19 protein-coding genes and 1 tRNA gene are annotated in these 18,138 nt (G+C 61.5%); 11 read left to right on the top strand and 9 right to left on the bottom strand.

All coding sequences use genetic code 11. The features are described 5' to 3' along the window. Window positions 1–2: 2 nt before the first annotated feature. Together IWX87_RS10370 and pdeM are read left to right on the top strand one after the other, a co-directional pair. Window positions 3–2,939 carry a ligase-associated DNA damage response DEXH box helicase gene (locus tag IWX87_RS10370; RefSeq protein ID WP_280757229.1) on the top strand — a complete coding sequence of 979 codons (2,937 nt, stop codon included), beginning with the start codon at window positions 3–5 and terminating at the stop codon, window positions 2,937–2,939. Further along, the gene (gene pdeM / locus IWX87_RS10365; RefSeq protein WP_196863439.1) at window positions 2,939–3,625 is read left to right on the top strand and encodes a ligase-associated DNA damage response endonuclease PdeM; all 687 of its coding nucleotides are present in this window, start codon (window positions 2,939–2,941) and stop codon (window positions 3,623–3,625) included. Before IWX87_RS10370 ends, pdeM begins: the two co-directional genes overlap by 1 nt. A gap of 109 nt (window positions 3,626–3,734) precedes the next feature. Here the strand turns inward: pdeM and IWX87_RS10360 are convergent, their stop codons facing one another. From IWX87_RS10360 to IWX87_RS10350, 3 genes are read right to left on the bottom strand one after another with little or no spacing between them, the layout of a single operon-like run. After that, window positions 3,735–4,265, bottom strand: coding sequence for a TPM domain-containing protein (locus IWX87_RS10360; RefSeq protein WP_196863438.1), 531 nt, complete (start codon window positions 4,263–4,265; stop codon window positions 3,735–3,737). A gap of 14 nt (window positions 4,266–4,279) precedes the next feature. After that, a complete protein-coding gene (locus IWX87_RS10355) occupies window positions 4,280–5,206 on the bottom strand; it encodes a YgcG family protein (RefSeq protein ID WP_196863437.1) in 927 nt (308 codons plus the stop codon). 15 nt (window positions 5,207–5,221) lie between these two features. Beyond that, window positions 5,222–5,830, bottom strand: a complete 609-nt coding sequence (locus tag IWX87_RS10350) for a LemA family protein (RefSeq protein ID WP_196863436.1) — start codon at window positions 5,828–5,830, stop codon at window positions 5,222–5,224. A gap of 129 nt (window positions 5,831–5,959) precedes the next feature. Between IWX87_RS10350 and IWX87_RS10345 the strand changes: the two genes are divergently transcribed. From IWX87_RS10345 to IWX87_RS10330, 3 genes are read left to right on the top strand one after another with little or no spacing between them, the layout of a single operon-like run. Continuing rightward, window positions 5,960–6,406, top strand: a complete 447-nt coding sequence (locus IWX87_RS10345) for a nuclear transport factor 2 family protein (RefSeq protein ID WP_196863435.1) — start codon at window positions 5,960–5,962, stop codon at window positions 6,404–6,406. Window positions 6,407–6,421: 15 nt separating this feature from the next. Beyond that, the gene (locus IWX87_RS10335; RefSeq protein WP_231374717.1) at window positions 6,422–7,627 is read left to right on the top strand and encodes a YheT family hydrolase; all 1,206 of its coding nucleotides are present in this window, start codon (window positions 6,422–6,424) and stop codon (window positions 7,625–7,627) included. Window positions 7,628–7,682: 55 nt separating this feature from the next. Next, window positions 7,683–8,273 (top strand): DUF2946 family protein, encoded by a 591-nt coding sequence (locus tag IWX87_RS10330; RefSeq protein WP_196863434.1) that lies wholly within the window; start codon window positions 7,683–7,685, stop codon window positions 8,271–8,273. 69 nt (window positions 8,274–8,342) lie between these two features. Here IWX87_RS10330 and IWX87_RS10325 read toward each other — a convergent pair whose 3' ends face one another. Beyond that, complete coding sequence (locus tag IWX87_RS10325) at window positions 8,343–9,230, bottom strand: cytochrome c5 family protein (protein WP_196863433.1); 888 nt, start codon at window positions 9,228–9,230, stop codon at window positions 8,343–8,345. A 197-nt stretch (window positions 9,231–9,427) separates the two neighbouring features. Here IWX87_RS10325 and IWX87_RS10320 point away from each other — a divergent pair. Then, window positions 9,428–9,503 (top strand) — tRNA-Arg (locus IWX87_RS10320). 336 nt (window positions 9,504–9,839) lie between these two features. Here the strand turns inward: IWX87_RS10320 and IWX87_RS10315 are convergent. Continuing rightward, entirely contained in the window at window positions 9,840–10,778 is a 939-nt protein-coding gene (locus IWX87_RS10315) for a 2-hydroxyacid dehydrogenase (protein WP_196863432.1), read from the bottom strand. A gap of 251 nt (window positions 10,779–11,029) precedes the next feature. Here IWX87_RS10315 and IWX87_RS10310 point away from each other — a divergent pair, with 251 nt between their 5' ends. Beyond that, window positions 11,030–11,236, top strand: a complete 207-nt coding sequence (locus IWX87_RS10310) for a dodecin (RefSeq protein WP_196863431.1) — start codon at window positions 11,030–11,032, stop codon at window positions 11,234–11,236. 31 nt (window positions 11,237–11,267) lie between these two features. Beyond that, window positions 11,268–11,705 carry a universal stress protein gene (locus IWX87_RS10305; protein ID WP_196863430.1) on the top strand — a complete coding sequence of 146 codons (438 nt, stop codon included), beginning with the start codon at window positions 11,268–11,270 and terminating at the stop codon, window positions 11,703–11,705. A 483-nt stretch (window positions 11,706–12,188) separates the two neighbouring features. Here IWX87_RS10305 and IWX87_RS10300 read toward each other — a convergent pair whose 3' ends face one another. Beyond that, window positions 12,189–12,506 (bottom strand): high-potential iron-sulfur protein, encoded by a 318-nt coding sequence (locus IWX87_RS10300; RefSeq protein WP_196863486.1) that lies wholly within the window; start codon window positions 12,504–12,506, stop codon window positions 12,189–12,191. A gap of 603 nt (window positions 12,507–13,109) precedes the next feature. On the opposite strand from IWX87_RS10300, the gene IWX87_RS10295 reads away from it, so the two are divergent. Together IWX87_RS10295 and IWX87_RS10290 are read left to right on the top strand one after the other, a co-directional pair. Beyond that, on the top strand, window positions 13,110–14,081 hold the full coding sequence (locus IWX87_RS10295; protein WP_196863429.1) for a tripartite tricarboxylate transporter substrate binding protein: 972 nt from the start codon (window positions 13,110–13,112) through the stop codon (window positions 14,079–14,081). Between the two features lie 16 nt (window positions 14,082–14,097). Next, window positions 14,098–14,475 (top strand): hypothetical protein, encoded by a 378-nt coding sequence (locus IWX87_RS10290; RefSeq protein WP_196863428.1) that lies wholly within the window; start codon window positions 14,098–14,100, stop codon window positions 14,473–14,475. Window positions 14,476–14,650: 175 nt separating this feature from the next. Here the strand turns inward: IWX87_RS10290 and IWX87_RS10285 are convergent, their stop codons facing one another. Next, on the bottom strand, window positions 14,651–15,010 hold the full coding sequence (locus IWX87_RS10285) for a hypothetical protein (RefSeq protein WP_196863427.1): 360 nt from the start codon (window positions 15,008–15,010) through the stop codon (window positions 14,651–14,653). A gap of 552 nt (window positions 15,011–15,562) precedes the next feature. Here IWX87_RS10285 and IWX87_RS10280 point away from each other — a divergent pair. Next, complete coding sequence (locus tag IWX87_RS10280) at window positions 15,563–16,042, top strand: hypothetical protein (protein ID WP_196863426.1); 480 nt, start codon at window positions 15,563–15,565, stop codon at window positions 16,040–16,042. A 10-nt stretch (window positions 16,043–16,052) separates the two neighbouring features. On the opposite strand, the gene IWX87_RS10275 is transcribed toward IWX87_RS10280, so the two are convergent. Together IWX87_RS10275 and rsmI are read right to left on the bottom strand one after the other, a co-directional pair. Then, window positions 16,053–17,279, bottom strand: a complete 1,227-nt coding sequence (locus IWX87_RS10275) for a multidrug effflux MFS transporter (RefSeq protein ID WP_196863425.1) — start codon at window positions 17,277–17,279, stop codon at window positions 16,053–16,055. Continuing rightward, entirely contained in the window at window positions 17,276–18,136 is an 861-nt protein-coding gene (gene rsmI, locus IWX87_RS10270; protein ID WP_196863485.1) for a 16S rRNA (cytidine(1402)-2'-O)-methyltransferase, read from the bottom strand. Before rsmI ends, IWX87_RS10275 begins: the two co-directional genes overlap by 4 nt. Window positions 18,137–18,138: the final 2 nt, after the last annotated feature.

The following is an 18,138-nucleotide window of genomic DNA, read 5'->3' as shown; positions in this document are numbered from 1 at the left end:
CCGTGGCCAAACCTTCGGCGACCGCAGCGGCAAAAAAAGTGCTTGATGCCTGGCTGGCCGAACGCGGCTGGAAGCCCTTCAGGTTCCAGCGCAACGCCTGGAAAGCGGTCGCCGAAGGCCGCTCCGGCTTGCTGCATGCCACGACCGGCGCGGGCAAGACCTATGCCGTCTGGCTTGGTGCCTTGATGGCTTTTAGTGCTTTTGCGCAAGTGGGCCGTGCGCAGGCCGCTATTAAAAAAATAGCAAATCAGAAGAATCCGAAAAAATCTGCAACCGCACCGTTGACCGTGCTGTGGATCACGCCGATGCGCGCCTTGGCGGCTGACACGCTGCGTGCCTTGCTGCCGCCGCTGGAAGCCTTGAACGCCGCTTTGAATGACGACGGATCGCCACGCTTCACCGCCTGGAGCGCCGGCGCGCGCAGCGGCGATACGCCGGCGGGCGAACGCAGCGCCCAGAACCAGCGGCTGCCGACAGTGCTGGTCACCACGCCAGAAAGCCTGTCGCTGCTGCTGGCGCGCGCCGATGCCCGGGACGTGCTGGGCAGCGTCAGGATGGTCGTGGTCGATGAATGGCATGAGCTGATCGGCAACAAGCGGGGCGTGCAGGTGCAGCTGGCGCTGGCACGGCTTAACACATGGAACATTGCGAGTGCGATGGACCAGACCACAAGCGCTTTAACCCAGCCGGGGCCGCGGAACCGGGTTCGCCGGGCCGCAGGCGCAACGGCCCCCTCGGGGGGCAGCGCAGTACGCGCAGCGACAAGCGTGGGGGCGTTGTCAATTTGGGGCATGTCGGCGACGCTGGGCAATTTGCAGGAGGCGATGCACACGCTGCTCGGCCATGACGGCGGCGTGCTGATCCAGGGTCAGGTACCCAAGAAACTGGTGATCGATTCGCTGCTGCCTGAGCGCACCGAACGCTTTCCCTGGGCCGGCCACCTGGGCTTGACGATGCTGCCGCAGGTGATCGCGGAAATCGACAAAAGCAGCACCACGCTGGTGTTTGCCAACACCCGTTCGCAGGCCGAGCTCTGGTACCAGGCGATGCTGGAGGCGCGGCCCGACTGGGCCGGCGTGATTGCGCTGCACCACGGCTCGCTCGACCGGGCGGTGCGCGAATGGGTCGAGCTGGGCCTCAAAAACGGTGAACTGAAGGCCGTGGTCTGCACTTCCAGCCTGGACCTGGGCGTTGATTTTTTGCCGGTCGAGCGCGTGCTGCAGATTGGCTCCCCCAAGGGTGTGGCGCGCCTGCTCCAGCGCGCTGGCCGCTCGGGCCATGCGCCGGGACGGCCGTCGCGCATCACGCTGGTGCCCACGCTCGGCATTGAATTGGCCGAAGGCGCGGCGGTGCGGGCGGCGATTGCCGCCGGCCACATCGAGTCGCGCACTTCGCCCGACCAGCCGCTGGATGTGCTGGTGCAACATCTGGTCACGGTGGCGCTGGGCGGCGGCTTTGTGCCAGAGGCCTTGTATGCCGAAGTGCGCTGCACGGCCGCCTATGCCGACCTGTCGCGCGAGAACTGGGACTGGTGCCTGTCTTTTGTCGCCCAGGGTGGCGCGTCACTGTCCGCGTACCCTGACTATCGGCGCGCCGTGCCCGACGGGGAGGGCGTGTGGCGCGTCCCCGATGCGCGGCTGGCGCGGCGCCACCGCATGAACATCGGCACCATCGTCAGCGATGCGAGCATGGCGGTGCAGTATGTCGGCGGCGCCAAAGTCGGCACGGTGGAGGAAAGCTTTGCCGCGCGCCTGAAGCCCGGCGACTGCTTCCTGTTCGGCGGCCGGCTGCTGGCGCTGGTGCGCATTCACGAGATGACCGCCTGGGTGCGCCGTGCCACGGGCAAGCGCGCGGCCATTCCGCGCTGGAGCGGCAGCCGTCTGCCGCTGTCGACCACGCTGGCCAATGCGGTGGTGCAGCAACTGGCGCTGGCAAGTGAAGGGCACTACGACACGCCCGAACTCAAAGCCATGCGGCCGCTGCTGGAAATCCAGCAGCGCTGGTCGGCCTTGCCCACGCCGCAGACCCTGTTGGCCGAAGTGCTGCGCACCCGCGAAGGCTGGCATCTTTTTGTGTATCCATTCGCCGGACGGCCGGTGCACATGGGCCTGGCCAACCTGCTGGCCTGGCGCGTGGCGCAGCAGGCGCCGCGAACCTTTTCCATCGCCGTCAACGACTACGGTTTCGAGTTGCTCAGCGCCACCGAGGTGGACTGGGCGGCTTTGCTGCCGCAGGTACTCGGTTTCTCCAGCCAAGCCAGGGCCTCGGAACCGGCTTCGCCGGGCTGCAGGCACAGCGCCCCCCTTGGAGGGCAGCGAACCACACGCAGTGGAGAGCGTGGGGGCGAGCTACTTCATGAGGTGCTGGCCAGCCTGAATGCCAGTGAATTGGCGCAGCGCCGCTTTCGTGAAATTGCGCGTGTGGCGGGGCTGGTTTTTCAGGGTTATCCGGGTGAAAAGCGCAGCAACAAGCAGCTTCAGGCCTCATCGTCGTTGTTCTACGAAGTGTTCAAAAAATACGATCCAGCCAATCGATTGTTGCTGCAGGCCGAACAGGAACTGCTGTCACAGGAACTGGAGATTGGCCGGCTGCAGGCGGCACTGGAACGCATGAACCGCCAGCAACTGCAACTCAAGGTCTTGGCCCGGCCCACGCCCTTTGCCTTTCCGCTGATGGTTGAGCGCTTTCGCGAACAGTTGTCGAACGAAAGCGTGGCCGACCGCATCGCCCGCATGGTGGCGCAGCTCGACCATGCAGCCGATGATCCGGTCGGCACTCAGGATGCGGGCAATGCGGGCAACGACGACGATGCTGCCGCCGAAAAAGTGCGCCGGTCGCTGGCGTTTTCGCAGGACACCTTGTTCCGCCCTTCCGCTGCAAAAGGTTCGGGCAAGGAGCGCGTACCGCGTCGCGCCACGGGACGCAGGCCGGGCTTGTGATGCTGGCCGAACAAGCTGCATTGGGCCGCCCGCTGGCAATTGCATGCGCTGGCGAGACCCTGTGGCTGCTGCCCGAGCATGCGCTGTGGTGGCCAGCCGAACGCGTGCTGTGGGTGGCGGACCTGCATTTGGGCAAGGCGGCAACCTACCGCGCGCTGGGCCAGCCGGTGCCTGCCGGTACGACGCGTGAAAATTTGGCGCGGTTGGGTGTCTTGCTGGACCATTACCAGCCGGCGCAACTGGTGTTTTTAGGCGACTTTTTGCATGCAGCGCAGGCCCGCACGCCTTCGCTGCTGGCCGAACTGGCGCTGTGGCGCCGAAGCCATGCCGCGCTGGAATGCCTGCTGGTGCGTGGCAACCATGACAGCCGCGCCGGCGATCCGCCGACCGCACTGAATATCCGCGTGGTCGACGAGCCCTGGCCGATGGGCCCGTTTGCCGCCTGCCATCATCCGCAAACCGATGCGGCCCGCTTTGTGCTGGCCGGCCATCTGCACCCCGTGCTGACGCTGCACGGGCCGGGCCGTGACCGTTTGCGGCTGCCTTGCTTCAGTTTTGACAAGCGTTGTGCCGTGCTGCCGGCCTTTGGCGAATTCACTGGCGGCTGGCAGGTGGATCGCCAGCCGGGGCGCTCCCTGTATGCCGTCGGCGGCCAGGCGGTATGGCACGTGCCGCCAAGGCGATAAAAAACCGTCAACAACAAGTTTTATGCATCAAATAGATGTTTTGCGCACGACCAGAAAGCATGGTTAGCTATGAAATAAATAGCAATTCAGGCAGATTAGGTGGTGTGGCTTATTGCAGCAGCGGGGTGTCGGGAAGCTCGTTGGGCTGTTCCTGAACCGCTTCGGTGCGCGGGAAATGGGCGACCAGCACCGCCGAGGTTTCCTCCAGCGCTTGCGTCAACCCGTCCTCGTAGCGCGCTTCGCGGAAAGAGCTGGCCATGTGCGCCACCACAGTTTGCCAGTGGTTGTCGTCCACATGGCGCCGCAATCCCCGGTCGGCGACGATTTCAATCGCATGCTCGGCCAGCAGCACATAGACCAGCACGCCGTTGTTGTGCTCGGTGTCCCAGACCCGCAGCTTGCCGAACATCGTCACGGCCCGCTGCCGGACCAGCTCGGCCATCGGGGTGTCAGCATTCAGTCGCCAGAGGTAACTCATGGGCAGCGAGGATTCAACGCAGATGCGGATCTGGCCGCTGTGGCGCTGTTCGCTGGCACCCACACGCTCAGCCAGGCGATGCAGCATGTCGGGCGGAATCGCGCGCTGGGTATCGGAAACATCGAGCCAGAGGTGCTTGAGCAGCAAGGTGAGCTTGTTCATCAGTCGTCTGCCCTTCACCAGCTGCCCGAGGCGCCGCCGCCGCCGAAATTCCCGCCGCCGCCACTGCTGAAACCGCCACCGCCACGGCCGCCGCCGCCAAATCCACCGCCACCGAAACCACCCCCGCCAAAGCCCCCGCCGTAGCCTGAAGACCGGCCGCCCATTCCCCCCATGCCGCCGCCAAGTCCTGAAATGAGTGCAAACACCATGCCCGCCAGCGCCGCGATGCCGCCAACGATCAGGCTGCTGGTGAACAACCAGGCCAGCACGCCAACCGCGCCACCCGTAGCGACCGAGCCCATCTTGCGCCCCAAAACGCTTGACAGCACGCGTCCGCCGATGGGCACGGCAAAAAACAGGAACACGGCCAGCGTTGTCCAGTCGAATCCGCCGCCACTGCTGCGGCGAGCGGGACTGCCCTGCTGCGGCGCCGGCAGGTTTTCGCCGGTAATGCGCGCCATGATCTGGTCGGCGGCTGCATCCAGGCCGCCGGCAAAGTCGCCTTGCTTGAAGCGCGGTGTAACGGCCGATTCGATGATCTGGCTGGCGGCCAGGTCGGGAATCGCGCCTTCAAGCGCTTTGGTGGTTTCAATGCGCACCGTGCGGTCGTTTTTGGCGACCACCAGCAGCAGGCCGTCGCCGATGCTCTTGCGGCCGATCTTCCAGCTGTCGCCGATGCGCTGGGCGTACGCAGCAATGTCCTCGGGCTGGGTCGTGGGCACCATCAGCATCACCACCTGCGCGCCGCGCGACTGCTCGAAAGCGGTCAGCTTGGCTTCAAGCGCAGACTTCTGCGCTGCTGTCAGCGTGCCGGTGCTGTCCATCACATGCGCTGTCAGTGGCGGGACGGGCTGCACGCCACCCTGCGCCCAGGCGGCCAGACTGGCCAAGGGTAACCAGAACGCCAGTAACAGTGCCTGCAAAAGGAAACGAATGCGCATGGAGAGTCGTTTCGCTTACTTTTTGTTGAAATCGACCACCGGCGGTGTCGATATCTGCGCTTCATTGGCCACGGCAAAGCTGGGCTTGACCTTGTAGCCGAAGACCATGGCGGTCAGGTTATTGGGAAAACTGCGCGTCAGCACGTTGTATTCCTGCACCGTCTGGATGTAACGGTTGCGCGCCACGGTGATGCGGTTTTCGGTGCCTTCAAGCTGCACGCGCAGATCGCGAAAACCCTGATTGGCCTTCAGGTCGGGGTAGCGTTCGCTGACGACCATCAGCCGGCTCAGCGCGCTGCCCAGTTCGCCCTGCGCAGCCTGGAATTTGCTGAAGGCGGCCGGGTCGTTCAGCGTCTCGGGCGTGACCTGGATCGATGTGGCCTTGGCGCGCGCCTCGATCACCTTGGTCAGTGTGTCCTGCTCGAAAGCTGCTTCACCCTTGACCGTGGCAACGATGTTGGGCACCAGGTCGGCACGGCGCTGGTACTGGTTCAGCACTTCGGACCAGGCCGACTTGGTCTGTTCGTCCAGGCTCTGGAACTGGTTGTAACCGCAACCCGAGAGCAGCAGGCTCAGCAGGGCGGCCAAAGACAGGCTGAATAAACGCGGAAAACGCAATAGCATGGGAAAGCCTCCAAAATTCAAGTTGCAACACTACCATAGCCGCGGGAGGCTTCTCCCGTTTTTGCCGGACAGGCGCACAATTCCGCACCAAGCTCCTGCGCCTTTCCTTCGACTGATTCGATTGTCACCATGCAAAAAACCAAAGCAATCCCTGCCAGCACCGGCAACCCTGACGAAACCGAAGCAGCGTTTTACGACGCGCTTCAGCAAGGCGACATCGAAAAGCTGATGGCCTGCTGGGGAGATGAGGACGAAATGGTGTGCGTGCATCCGGGCGGCTCCCGGCTGGTCGGCGCCGGCGCCATACGCAGCGCGTTCGACGCCATGTTTGCCAATGGCTCCCTGCGCGTGCAGCCGCTCAAGGTGTGCCGGGTGCAGGCGCTCGGCTCCAGCGTGCACAGCGTGCTCGAACGCATCGAAGTCCTGACCGAAGAGGGCCCGCGCCACGCTTATGTCCTGGCCACCAACGTGTACTTCCTCACGGCGCAAGGCTGGCGCATGATGGCGCACCATGCAAGTCCGGGCAGTTTGCACGATTTACAGGAAGTGTCCGAATCGCCTGTGCTGCTTCACTGACCGGTGGGCGCGGACATGAACTACGGCGCGCCCTGGTGGCTGCCCGAGGGGAACATGCAGACCATCTGGGCGGCCCTGCACGCCCGGCGTTTTGCCGGGTTGGCGCCCGTGTTCCAGCGCGAACGCTGGGCTACGCCGGACGGCGACTTTGTCGATGTGGACTGGAGTGTTCAAGCTCCCACGCTCCCCGCTGCGCGTGGTTCGCTGCTGAATGTTGCGCCCCCACGGTCGCTCACTTCGTGTAGCTTCCTGCCCCCCGAGGGGGTCACCCCGCCTGCGGTCTGGCAAAGCCAGTCCCGCGGCCGGAACTTGGCTGGTGAAGCGGCTGGGGCCGCTGCGCCTGCAGCTCCGCAAAGCCGATTCTGCGGCCCTGGCTTGAACGGTCCTGATGCGCGTGCTTCGGTACGCCCCGAAAAGGCATCGGAACAACCGCTGCTGGTGCTGTTTCACGGGCTGGAGGGTTCTTCTGGCAGCCACTATGCCCAAGCCTTTGCCGACGTGGCTGGCTGCCGGGGCTGGGCCTTTGCCGTGCCACATTTTCGTGGCTGCTCGGGCGAAATGAATTTGGCGCCGCGCGCCTACCACTCGGGCGATTATGCCGAGATTGACTGGATCCTCCGGCGCTTTGCCGACCGGCACCACGGGCCGGTGCTGGCAGCAGGTGTGTCGCTGGGCGGCAATGCGCTGATGCGCTGGGCCGGCGAGATGGGCCATAACGCCCGCCAGGTGGTGGCAGCCATCGCTTCGATCAGCGCGCCGCTGGACCTGACCGCCAGCGGCCGGGCCATCGGGCGCGGCTTCAATCGGCAGGTCTACACCCGCATGTTCCTCAAGAGCATGCGGCCAAAAGCCCTGCAAAAGCTGGCCCAGCACCCCGGCCTGTTCGACCGCACGGCGTTGCTGGCAGCCCGCGATTTGTATGCGTTCGACAACATTTTCACCGGCCCGGTGCATGGTTTCAAGGGCGTGGACGACTATTGGGCGCGTGCCTCGGCCAAACCGTATTTGCGCCAGATTGCCGTTCCCGCGCTGGCGCTGAATGCCTTGAACGACCCGTTCATTCCGGTCGGCAGCCTGCCCCGGAGGGTTGATGTCAGTCCCGACGTGACGCTGTGGCAGCCAGCGCAGGGCGGACATGTCGGCTTTCCGTCATCGGGTTTTCCAGCGCATGTGCGCGCCATGCCCGAGGCCGTGGTGGATTTTCTGGCCGCGCAGCTTTAGGCTTCCCTATCGCCCTGAAATGCCAGGGGTTGGCAAAGCAGCGCAAAATAAGGCCATGGATGACATTGTTCGACAAGCGATTGCCAAGTGGCCCAACGTTCCCGACTGCTATGGCTGGCTCGGGCTGGACGCACGCGGCAACTGGTACATGCGCGACGACCAAGCGCAGGCTGCCGGGCCGTTTGCGCCAGAAAATAAGGGCGACAGCCACGCCGACAGCAAAGGCTCGTTGCTGCAGCACGAAAAGCTGATTGACTTCATCCAGCGCAATTACGAAAGCGACGCCACCGGTCGCTGGTTTTTCCAGAACGGGCCGCAACGCGTGTACGTGGAGCTTGAAGCCACGCCCTTCATCTGGCGCGTGCACCCGGCGCCAGAGTTTGGCGTGACCGCGCACACCGGCCAGGCCGCGCGCGTCCAGCGTTGCGTGCTTGACGAGGAGGGCCGGCTTTACCTGGAAACCGATCTCGGCTTCGGCCTGGTTCATACCCAGGACATGACGCATGCTGCCGATGCGGTGGTTCAGGGCTTGTGGGTGCCGCAGGAACTGCAAGCGAGCGCCTTGCCAGCGCGGTTTGGCTACGCCTGCAGTCCCCAGGCTATGCAAAAAAATAGCAGTACATACTTGTGCGGCCTGCGAAAGTAGCCTTTTTTATCGAATTTTTACGAAAAAAGCCGGTCAATGACCGGCTTTTTTTAAATTCTGAGTTTGCGCTTATTTAGCAGCGTTCACCATGTAGACCACCGCAGAATGGATATCTGCGTCCGAACCGGCAGAGCCGCCCTTGGGGGGCATCGCGCCCTTTCCCTTGATGACGCTGGTGGTCAGGGCCTCAATGCCGGTCTGGATACGCGGTGCCCAGGCTGCCTTGTCGCCGAACTTTGGCGCGCCAGCCACGCCAGCCGCATGGCACGCCACGCAGGCCTGCTTGTACAGCGTTTCGCCAGCGCCCAAATCGACGGCTGCCACTTGGACGGGTGCGGCCGGTGCCGTGGCCATTGCAGGCGCTGCGGGAGCGGCTGCAACCACTGCGGCAGGCGCCGCTGGCATGGCCGGAGCCGCTGCTGCAGCGGACGCATCTGCAGCACCTGCTGCAGGCGCGGCGGGCTCTGCAAACTTGCCGCCTGCAGCGGCTGTCATGTACACCACGGCGCGGCCGATTTCAGCGTCCTGAAAGTCGCCGCCGCCCTGCGCTGCCATGGCCCCTTTGCCTTTGAGTGCTGAATTCAGCAGTGCGTCGTAGCCGGTGGCAATACGGGATGCCCAGGCTGAGACATCGCCGAATTTCGGAGCGCCTGCGACGCCCGCTGCATGGCAGGCAACACATTGGGCTTTGTAGACCTCTTCGCCTGCGCGAAGGGGACGGTTTGCATCGCGAATTTCAACCATGCCGATTTTCTGGATGCGCTCGGCAATGGCGCGGCCACCATCATCGGCGCCGGCCATGGGCTTGTTGGCCGAGGTGACGTAGTAAACCAGGCCAATGATTGCAAAAATCGGAACAACAAAAGAGAAAAAAACCGCGGCCAGCAGCTGCTGGGGGGTTTTGATCGGTCCCATGTGGGCTTCTTCATGGGCCGTGGTGTGATCGTTTGCGCTCATGGCGTCCTCAAAAACAGAAAGTCGGGGGCTGTTGCAGGCTGCTTCAGTAGGCTTGCATTATAGCGGCGGCCATGGAAATCCTGACGTGGTTCGGACCGACTGATAGAATCAGCGGTTGTGCCCGGTTTTGCTTGCCAAAGCCTGACCGGCCAGCCGCCTTAATCTCTCGATTTTGGCGAAAATCGGTTTTCAGCATTGCGGCTGTAGCTCAGTGGATAGAGTATTGGCCTCCGAAGCCAAGGGTCGTGGGTTCGATCCCCGCCAGCCGCACCATTTCAGACACCCGGAAACCCTTGAGTTTCCTTACCATCACGCCAACCACCCCGGTTGGCGTTTTTGTTTCTGGTCGATTTCTGGTGGTGGGCGAGTCTGGCTTGTTCTGGCCTTGTTCTGTATCAGGGGCAGCATTAGGCGACGCCGGTGACTTTGGCCCTGAGGTCTCCCAGCCAGCCAATGGCAACCGCCTTTTGTTCCGAGCATCTGTTTTTGTTTTGATCCGGTCGTGCCCGGAACAAGGCAAAAGAGGAGGGCTTTGTGTTGTCGCTGTGAACCGCCGCGAGTTTCATGGACGCTGGATGGTTCAAGTCAACCAGCTACCGAGGCCTTCGCTCAGATGGGGCTGACCACCCCGTGGCCGGAAAAATGGCCTTTGGCGTTTTCAAGAAAACGGTCAAAGGACGCTTGTGTCGCTTCGGGGGACCAGCCGGCCAGGTGGGGCGTGAGGATCACGTTGTCCAAGCCGATGAGTGCCTCGGGGCGTCCCGGTTCGCTTTCGTAAACGTCCAGGCCGGCACCGGCGATGCGGCCATCGCGCAGGGCCGTAGCCAGCGCTTCGGTATCGACCACGCTGCCCCGGCCGATGTTCACCAGAAAGCCTTGGGGGCCCAGTGCATCAAGCACTTGGGCGTTGACGAGATGCCGGGAGGCTTCGCCGCCCGGGGCGGCGCACACCAGCACATCGCACCATTGCGCCAGCCCGACTAGGCTGTCGAAGTAGCGATGCGCAACACCTGCTTTGGGACTGCGGTTGTGGTAACCGACAGGCATGTCGAAAGCGCCCGCGCGCCTGGCTATCTTCTGCCCGATGGTGCCCAGGCCGAGGATTCCGATGCGCTTGCCAGAGACATTGGGCGGCTGGGGAATGGCCAGACGCCACACGCCTTCGCGGCAAAGGCGGTCAAGTTGCCGGAAGTTGCGCACCGCGGCGATGACAAGACCGAAGGCATGGTCGGCCACGCAGTTGTCGTTGGTGCCCTGGCCATTGGCCACGGCAATGCCGCGTGCCCGCGCCGCATCCAGATCGACCAGCTCGTACCCCGCGCCCATGCAGCAGATGAGTTCGAGCGCCGGCATGGCGGCCATTTCCTGCCCTGTCAGACCCAGAACGCCAATGGTTAGCACGGCGCGAAACTTCGCGCCGTGCGTGGCGATCGCTGCGGTGCGTTCGCCATCGGTCGGTGCGTAAATCAGGTCATATAGCTCGGACAGCACCGATTGGTGTTCGCTTGAATGCGTGTTGAGCACCAGCAAGGGAATTTTGTCGGACATGCGCGTGAAACTCCTGAAAATGATTTTTAAGCCCATCAGTTTGGCACGTCGTTGGAAACGCGTCGGCTACGTTGGACTGAGGCCAACTTTCAGCCGGAAAAAATCCACATGCCACCGGCCCGGGGAAGTTGAACGGCCTGCTTCACCAAAGAATGACCGCATTGTGTCTGTTGACGTTGCGTTTGGCGTCTCAATGCAAACGCGTAAGATGAAACGTCATATCGCCTAACAACTTTTGAGGGAGACACACCATGAACAACCATGTTTACAAGCAACTGGAACTGACCGGCTCGTCAAGTGTCAGCATAGAAGAAGCCGTGAGCACCGCCATTGCCAAGGCGCATGAAACGGTGCGCAATATCCAGTGGTTCACCATCACTGAAACCCGGGGCCATGTGGTCGAGGGCAAGGTCGCGCACTGGCAGGTTTCCCTGAAAATCGGTTTCACGCTCGATTAGTCGTTCAGTCCACCCTTTCCTGGAACCTGCCATGTACCAACGAATTCTGCTGGCTTATGACGGCTCTGCTCCCGGGCAGCAGGCCTTGCTGGATTGCCATGAAATTGCGCAGTGGAGCGGCTCGGAACTGGCGCTGATTGCCGTCATGCCGCTGCCGTTGAACAACCTCGGGCTTGAAGGCAGCATTTACGACGAATCGCTGCAGGACAGCGAGAAGGAACGTTATCAGGCCATTCTTGACACCGGCCTGCGCAAGCTGGGCGATGCTGGCCTGAAAGCCAGCGGGCATGTCGTGACCGGGGATGCCGTGGGTGAAATTACCCATTGTGCGCGCCAAATCAAGGCTGACCTGATCGTGGTGGGTCACAAGCATCTGGAGGGATGGGCCGCCCGCTGGTGGCGGGGCTCTGTTTCCAAGACCCTGATTGAACAGTCGCCCTGTAGCGTGCTTGTGGTTATCACGCATTAAATAGCGTGCAGCAGGGCCAGCGAGCACTTTGCCGCTCAGGGCAGCACAAGGCCGAAAATGGCGACCAGCGGTATGCAGGGGATACAGCGCGCCTTTGTCAATCGGCCAAGCCAGCGCGTAATCAACAGGGCACCTTGTCGTTATGCGGCAAGCTGAAAATAGCTTTTTGCTATTCAATTAATAGCATAATTCGCTTTCCAGGATTGCGCAAAAGCCTTTTTTAATGCCTAAACGAATCCGTTGTGTCGATTGTCAGGAAATGCAGCCAGAATCCTTGTTCTGTTGACTGCTTTTCAATCCAAATGAATTCGATTTTTTACCTTGATACCGTCGCTTACTGGGTTTTCCGGATGGCAGGGTATGCGTTGCTCAACCTGGGGGAAGACGCCGCACTGATTGCCTTGATGTTTTGCTGAACCCAAGGCGCAGCCCGAAAAGCGCCGGACTGCGAAAAGGCGTGCGTCACGCCAGACCTTGGGTTCTTTAGGCTTTCTTCGCCCAGGCGCTGCACCAGGCTTTGGCAGAAACCTGCTTGCCGGCAAACAAAGGGCAACCGCCCGCTGCATCGGTTGGCTTGCCTTGGTACAGCGCGCAGTTGGCGCAGTTCTGCTCGTTGGCGTGTTTTGGGTACTTCGCCTTGTCCACCTTGGTGGTGTCGCTTTTGTAACCCAAGGCAACTGCCTGTGGTTCGGTTTCCACAACCAGTGGCGCGGCGGCCTGCGCCTGAACCAGACGGGTCGAAGCCAGCAAGCCCGCACCTGCAATGGAATGAATGACAAAGGTTCTACGATTTGATTTCATGTGGGTTCTCGATTTTATTGAATTGAACCTGATCCGATACGGTAAAAAATGAATTGCCGCATCGGCAAGGCATCGCTCAAGCAGCACCGGTTTCCAAAGAATTGAAACCAACACCACAAGACCTCGCCGCGTCATGGTTCTCCAGCCAATATAGGCAAATCAAGTTTACAGCCACGCCCTGAAAACTGCTGGCAGACAAGCGCGTTCCTGTGATCCAGCGCAACAGGTCTGTGCAAACTTTTGCCAGATTTGCGGCCCGGACCTATTTTTTAAATTGATAGCCAGGAATTTTCTTGCTGCTTCTTCTGAATAGATAGCAAATCATCTATGTCGAATAAGTGAATAAAAAATGATTCTCCCGAATTGCGAATCGCCAGGAGGGCACCGTGTCAGCCTTTTTTCTCGCAAACTGGGGGGTGCATAAACCTGGTTTGAAACAAACTGATTCTGAAGAGTTGAAGACAATGCCGATATTCTGATTTTGAAGTAAGGCTATGCTTAGCCTACAACTTGGTAACATGCGATGTCACCCTGGAGACAATTCCTTTCTCGCATGACGACTGGGTAATTGGTCATTTCCTCACACTAATAAGGGCTTTCGCCATGAAGAGACATTTTCTACGTACCGTTCCCGCACTGATTGCCTTATCCCTGTCACCAATGTTCGCGGCCGCACAGGCTGCCTGGCCCACCAAGACCATCACGCTGGTTTCCCCTTATGCACCGGGCGGCACCACTGACATGTTGGCGCGGATGCTGGCTTCCAAACTTCAGGGTGTTCTGGGACAGACCGTCATCGTCGAGAACAAGGGCGGCGCTGGCGGCAATATCGGCACCGACTATGTGTCCAAGTCCAAACCTGATGGCTACACGTTTTTGCTGGCCGCGAGTGGCCCGCTGGTGATTGCGCCGTCGTTGTATCCGAAACTGCCTTATCAGCCGAACACTGATTTCACTGCAGTGGCGCCGGTTGCCAACGCCGCGTTTGTCATTGCGGTCAACGCCAAGTCGGGGCTGACGAGCGTCAAGGACATCATTGCCAAGGCCAAAGCCGGCAATCTGGCCTATGCCTCGGCTGGCTCTGGCACGCCACAGCACATCATCGGGGAAATGTTCAATGTGCAAGCCGGCGTCAAGATCCAGCACATTCCCTACAAGGGGTCGGGTCCGGCGTTGAACGACCTTGTAGGTGGCCAGGTTCCCATGACTTTCGAGAATCCTGTACCCATCATGCCGCAGGTCAAAGCTGGAAATCTCAACGTGCTGGCGGTGACCAGCGCCAAGCGCTCGGCGGCATTTCCCGACATTCCAACCGTTGCCGAACTGGGACTCAAGGGCTTCGATGCGCAGCCCTGGTACGGTGTTCTGGGCCCGGCCGGTATTCCGGTTGAGATTGTCGACCGCATGAACAAGGAAATTCGCACCATCCTGGCTTCGACCGACACCAAGGCGCGTCTGTTTGCCCTGGGCGCAGAACCGATGGACATGACGCCGCTGGCATTCAAGAATTTCATTGCGGCAGACACGAAAAAATGGACCGGCGTGGTTAAGGCTTCTGGCGCCACGGTGGACTGAAGGGCAGACAGGCGCCATGAGTTCCGAATTGCTTGATGCTGAGACGCTGCGGCAGGCCTGCACCGGCCGCGCTGCTTCGTCCTGCACCTGCGCGCTGGGCGCTTGTCCAAGCTGGGAAAGCTTTACAGAAGACCGCTGGCCGGGCCAGTGGGTCCAGCGCTTGGGAACCTTGCGCGACCCGGCGATTGACGAGCCGACCCTGGAAGAACTTCACCCCGACGGCACGCGCTACGCTTCGCTGGAAGCGCCGCTGGCCCTGAAGTTTTTTCCCTGCAACCGCTGCGACTCCTATGCCTGTAACCGGTGTGGCCGGACCCTGCTGAGGTATACCGAGTACGGCGGCTACTACGTTGACCACCGTGTTCGTGAAGTGACACCGGAACGGGTGGTTTAGCGCTTACGGATTTTGGCCAGTCAGTGATTTGGTGTGTTGAAAAGGCTGCTTGTGCAGGTACAGCTTGCGTGGGCAGCTATTAATTAAGTAGCAAAAGTATTCATCGCCTTGATTGTCTTGCGCGCCAAGAGGCGCGAGCCCGGTGATTTGGCACCACAAGCTTTCCAAACTGCGTTCAGTCGGCCTGCCAGATCATCTTTTTGCCCGAGGCTTCCCAGCGTTCGTAATTGGCCGCATAAATCTCCTCAATGCGGTGGCGCTTGACCCTGAAGGTCGGCGTGATGATGCCATTGTCCACGGTCCAGGCGGTGGTCACGATGATGATGCATTGCAACTGCTCGCGCGGGTCCAGCGTGGCGTTGACGGCCTGCAAGTGGTCCGCCAGCGAACTTTTCAGTGCCGTGTGCGCGCCTAGCGGCTTCGGGATTGAGCACCTTTTTTGCACCAGCCCGCCAATCACCGGAATCGACAGCAGCAGCTGGAGCCTGGCCGGCGGCATCTTGTGGTGTACGCCCTGCTTGAACTTGAGCCACAACCGGTGGAACCGAGAAAAAGATGGTAGGCGGGGCGTGCTGCAGGTCCGCGGTAAAGGTGTCGAGCGACTTTGCAAACCAAAGCCGCATGCCGGTGCGCAGCCATGCGGCGCACCGGGTCGGCCACCTCGTCCCTGGAGTGATCCCGGATTTTTCTGTCCTCCATGGGCTGTGTCAGGCTGATACTCTGTGGGATGGTTTTTTCCCAATGGTAAAGGCGCCGCAGCACCAGCAGGTCAGGCGAAATGATGTCCATGAACAAGTTCTCCTGTCGTTGTTGTCAAGGGCGGCCAGCCCAGACACAGGACTGAATCCTGGGCGCACAAACGCTCTGCTGTCGAGCTTCGTGCCTTTGCGTATTGAGACTTCGATTGCCCGGCATGTCCACCTCTGGGGCACGGGGAAAACCCCATAAGAACCCCAAGGAAAACCCGCGTTTGGGGATTCCTGACAGACTGAAGGCCGTGGTGGGTTTGTTTGAATTTTCCTAAAACGGGAATGCAACAGGCTTCAACCGTCAGACCCGCAAGCGCTTTATGCCTCAGGAGTGCATCATGAAAATTCTCAAGAACTTTGTCGGCCTGGCTGCCGTGGCAGTCGTGGCGGCCGGCTGTGCTTTCTCACCCGTGCAGCCGGGCATGTCGCGTGAACAGGTGCTGGCCAGTTACGGCACGCCGACCCGGGTTGTGCCACTGGCAGCGGGAACCCGCCTGCAGTATTCGAGGCAGCCTGCCGGCCAGAGTGCCGTGATGGTTGACCTGGATGCGGCTGGCAAGGTGGTGGATGTGCGGGAGGCGCTCAAGCTGAATGAATTCTTGCGCATCGAACCTGGAAAGTGGACACGCGACGATGTGGAGCGCGAGTTCGGCCCGCCGGCACGGATTGACGCGGTAGCGTCGTGGTCCGGCGACATCATGAATTACCGCTGGCGGGATAATCTGCAAGACATGTATTACTGGGTGTACCTGGACGCCGGCAACCGCGTCCAGCGCACTGGGCAGGGCGTCGAATTCCCCGTCACGAAGGACGACTGAGCCTGCGGGCTTATTGCACCGCACGGCCAATTTCGGGCCAGTGGTGGTGCAGGTAGACCCAGGACACCAGCCCGATGCACAGCATGCCCAGCGACACGGCAGCCAGCGCTGGGGTCGAATGCATGACCAAGGGTGCAATGATGCCGGCCACCAGCCCATTGGCCGTTGAGCCGATGAAAGCCTGCAGCGAAGACGCCATGCCGCGCCGCTGCGGGTACAGGTCCAGCACCAGCAGCGTGACGACGGGCACCATCAGCGCCCAGCCAAAGGCGAAAACGGCAATCGGAAACATGGCCCATGCCACATGGGCATCAAAAAACAGATTGGCCACCAGGTTGACAACCGCCGTCACGAACATGATGACAAACCCGTGGCGTATCTGCTTTTTGGGCGCAATTTTTCCGGCCAGGCGGCCGCTCAGCCAAGCGCCCGACATGATGCCCGAGATGGTCAGCATGAAGAACCAGAAAAACTGGGTGGGTTGCAGGGCCAGATGCTGGCCAAGGAAGGCAGGCGCTGCCAGCACGTACAGGAACATGCCATTGAAAGGCACGCCGCTGGCCAGCGCCAGCAGTAAAAACCGTGGGCTGGACCCCAGCTGCCAGTAGCCGCGCATCAGGTGCCGCACTTCAAACGGCTGACGCTCCTCGGGCTCCAGCGTTTCCGGCAAATAGCGGTAGTTGGTCACCCAGAGCACCACGCCCACCCCGGTCAGAAACCAGAACACACTGTGCCAGCCCAGGTGCACGAACAGCCAGCCGCCGACTATTGGGGCAAGCGCCGGTGCAATGCCGAAGTAGATCGTGACCTGGCTCATGACCTGCTGCGCCTGCGCGGGCGGGAACATGTCGCGTATCACGGCGCGCGACACCACAATGCCGGCGCCGGTGGACAGGCCCTGCATCGCGCGGAAAAACACCAGCTGGCCGACGCTTTCCGACAGGGCGCAACCCGCCGACGCCAGCGTGAACATGGCAATGCCCCACAGCACGACCGGGCGGCGGCCAAAACTGTCGGCAAACGCGCCATGAAACAGGTTCATGAAGGCAAAGCCAAACAGGTAAGCCGACAGGGTCTGCTGCATTTCCACCGGGGTCGCGCCCAGCGATGTTGCCATGCCGGAAAATGCCGGCAGGTAGGTGTCGATGGAAAACGGCCCCAGCATGCCGAGCACGGCCAGCAGGGCCGCCAGCGCCCAGCGTGGGCCGCGCCAGAGTTGGTCAGCGTTCGGATTCATTCGTTTTTAAGCTTCAAGGCAGTGTCGTAGAGTTCGTTGCGCGGCGCGTCAGTGATGTCGGCGGTAAGCTTGACAGCGGTTTTCAGCGGCAATTCGGCCAGCAGCAGTTTGAGCACCCGCGTGCTGTCATCCGGCCCTTCATGTGGGACCGAGGCATGCAGTACCAAGGCAAACTCGCCCCGGGTGCGCTGCGGCCCGGCATCCAGCCAGGCGGCTAAATCCTGTGCTGGAACGGTCGCAATTTCCTCGAACTGCTTGGTCAGTTCACGCCCGACCGTGACGAGTCGGCCTTGCAACACCGCCATGGCGCGCGCCAGTGCCTCGATGCGGTGCGGCGCTTCAAGGATGACCGTGGCCCGCGAATCGGCCCGCAACAACTCGATGGCCTGCTCGCGTTCGCCGGCCTTTGTCGGCAGGAAACCGGCAAATACAAAACTGCTTCCGTTGTCAGCGCTGCCTTCGGCGCGGGTGACGCCAGCCGCGCTGAGAACAGTCGTGACGCTGCTGGCGCCCGGCAAGGGCATCACCTTGAACCCGGCGGCCCGTACCGCCGCCACCAGACGTGCACCGGGGTCGCTGACAGCCGGCGTTCCGGCGTCGCTGACATAGGCCACGCGTTCGCCGCGCTGCAATCGCTCCACCACGCCCTGCGCGGCTTCGGCCTCGTTGTGCTGGTGCACGGCCAGAAGCGGCTTGTCAATGCCATACTGGCGCAGCAGCGGCTGGGTGTGGCGCTTGTCCTCGCAAGCAATGGCCTGCACCAGTTGCAGCACATGCAGTGCGCGCAGGGTGATGTCGGCCAGGTTGCCGATGGGCGTGGCCACGACATACAGCGTAGCCTCGGGATAATGCTGCATGC

The organism is Polaromonas sp. CG_9.7 (assembly GCF_015752205.1).
Classification (GTDB): Bacteria; Pseudomonadota; Gammaproteobacteria; order Burkholderiales; family Burkholderiaceae_C; genus Polaromonas.
This window is presented reverse-complemented; position numbering and strand designations above follow the sequence as displayed.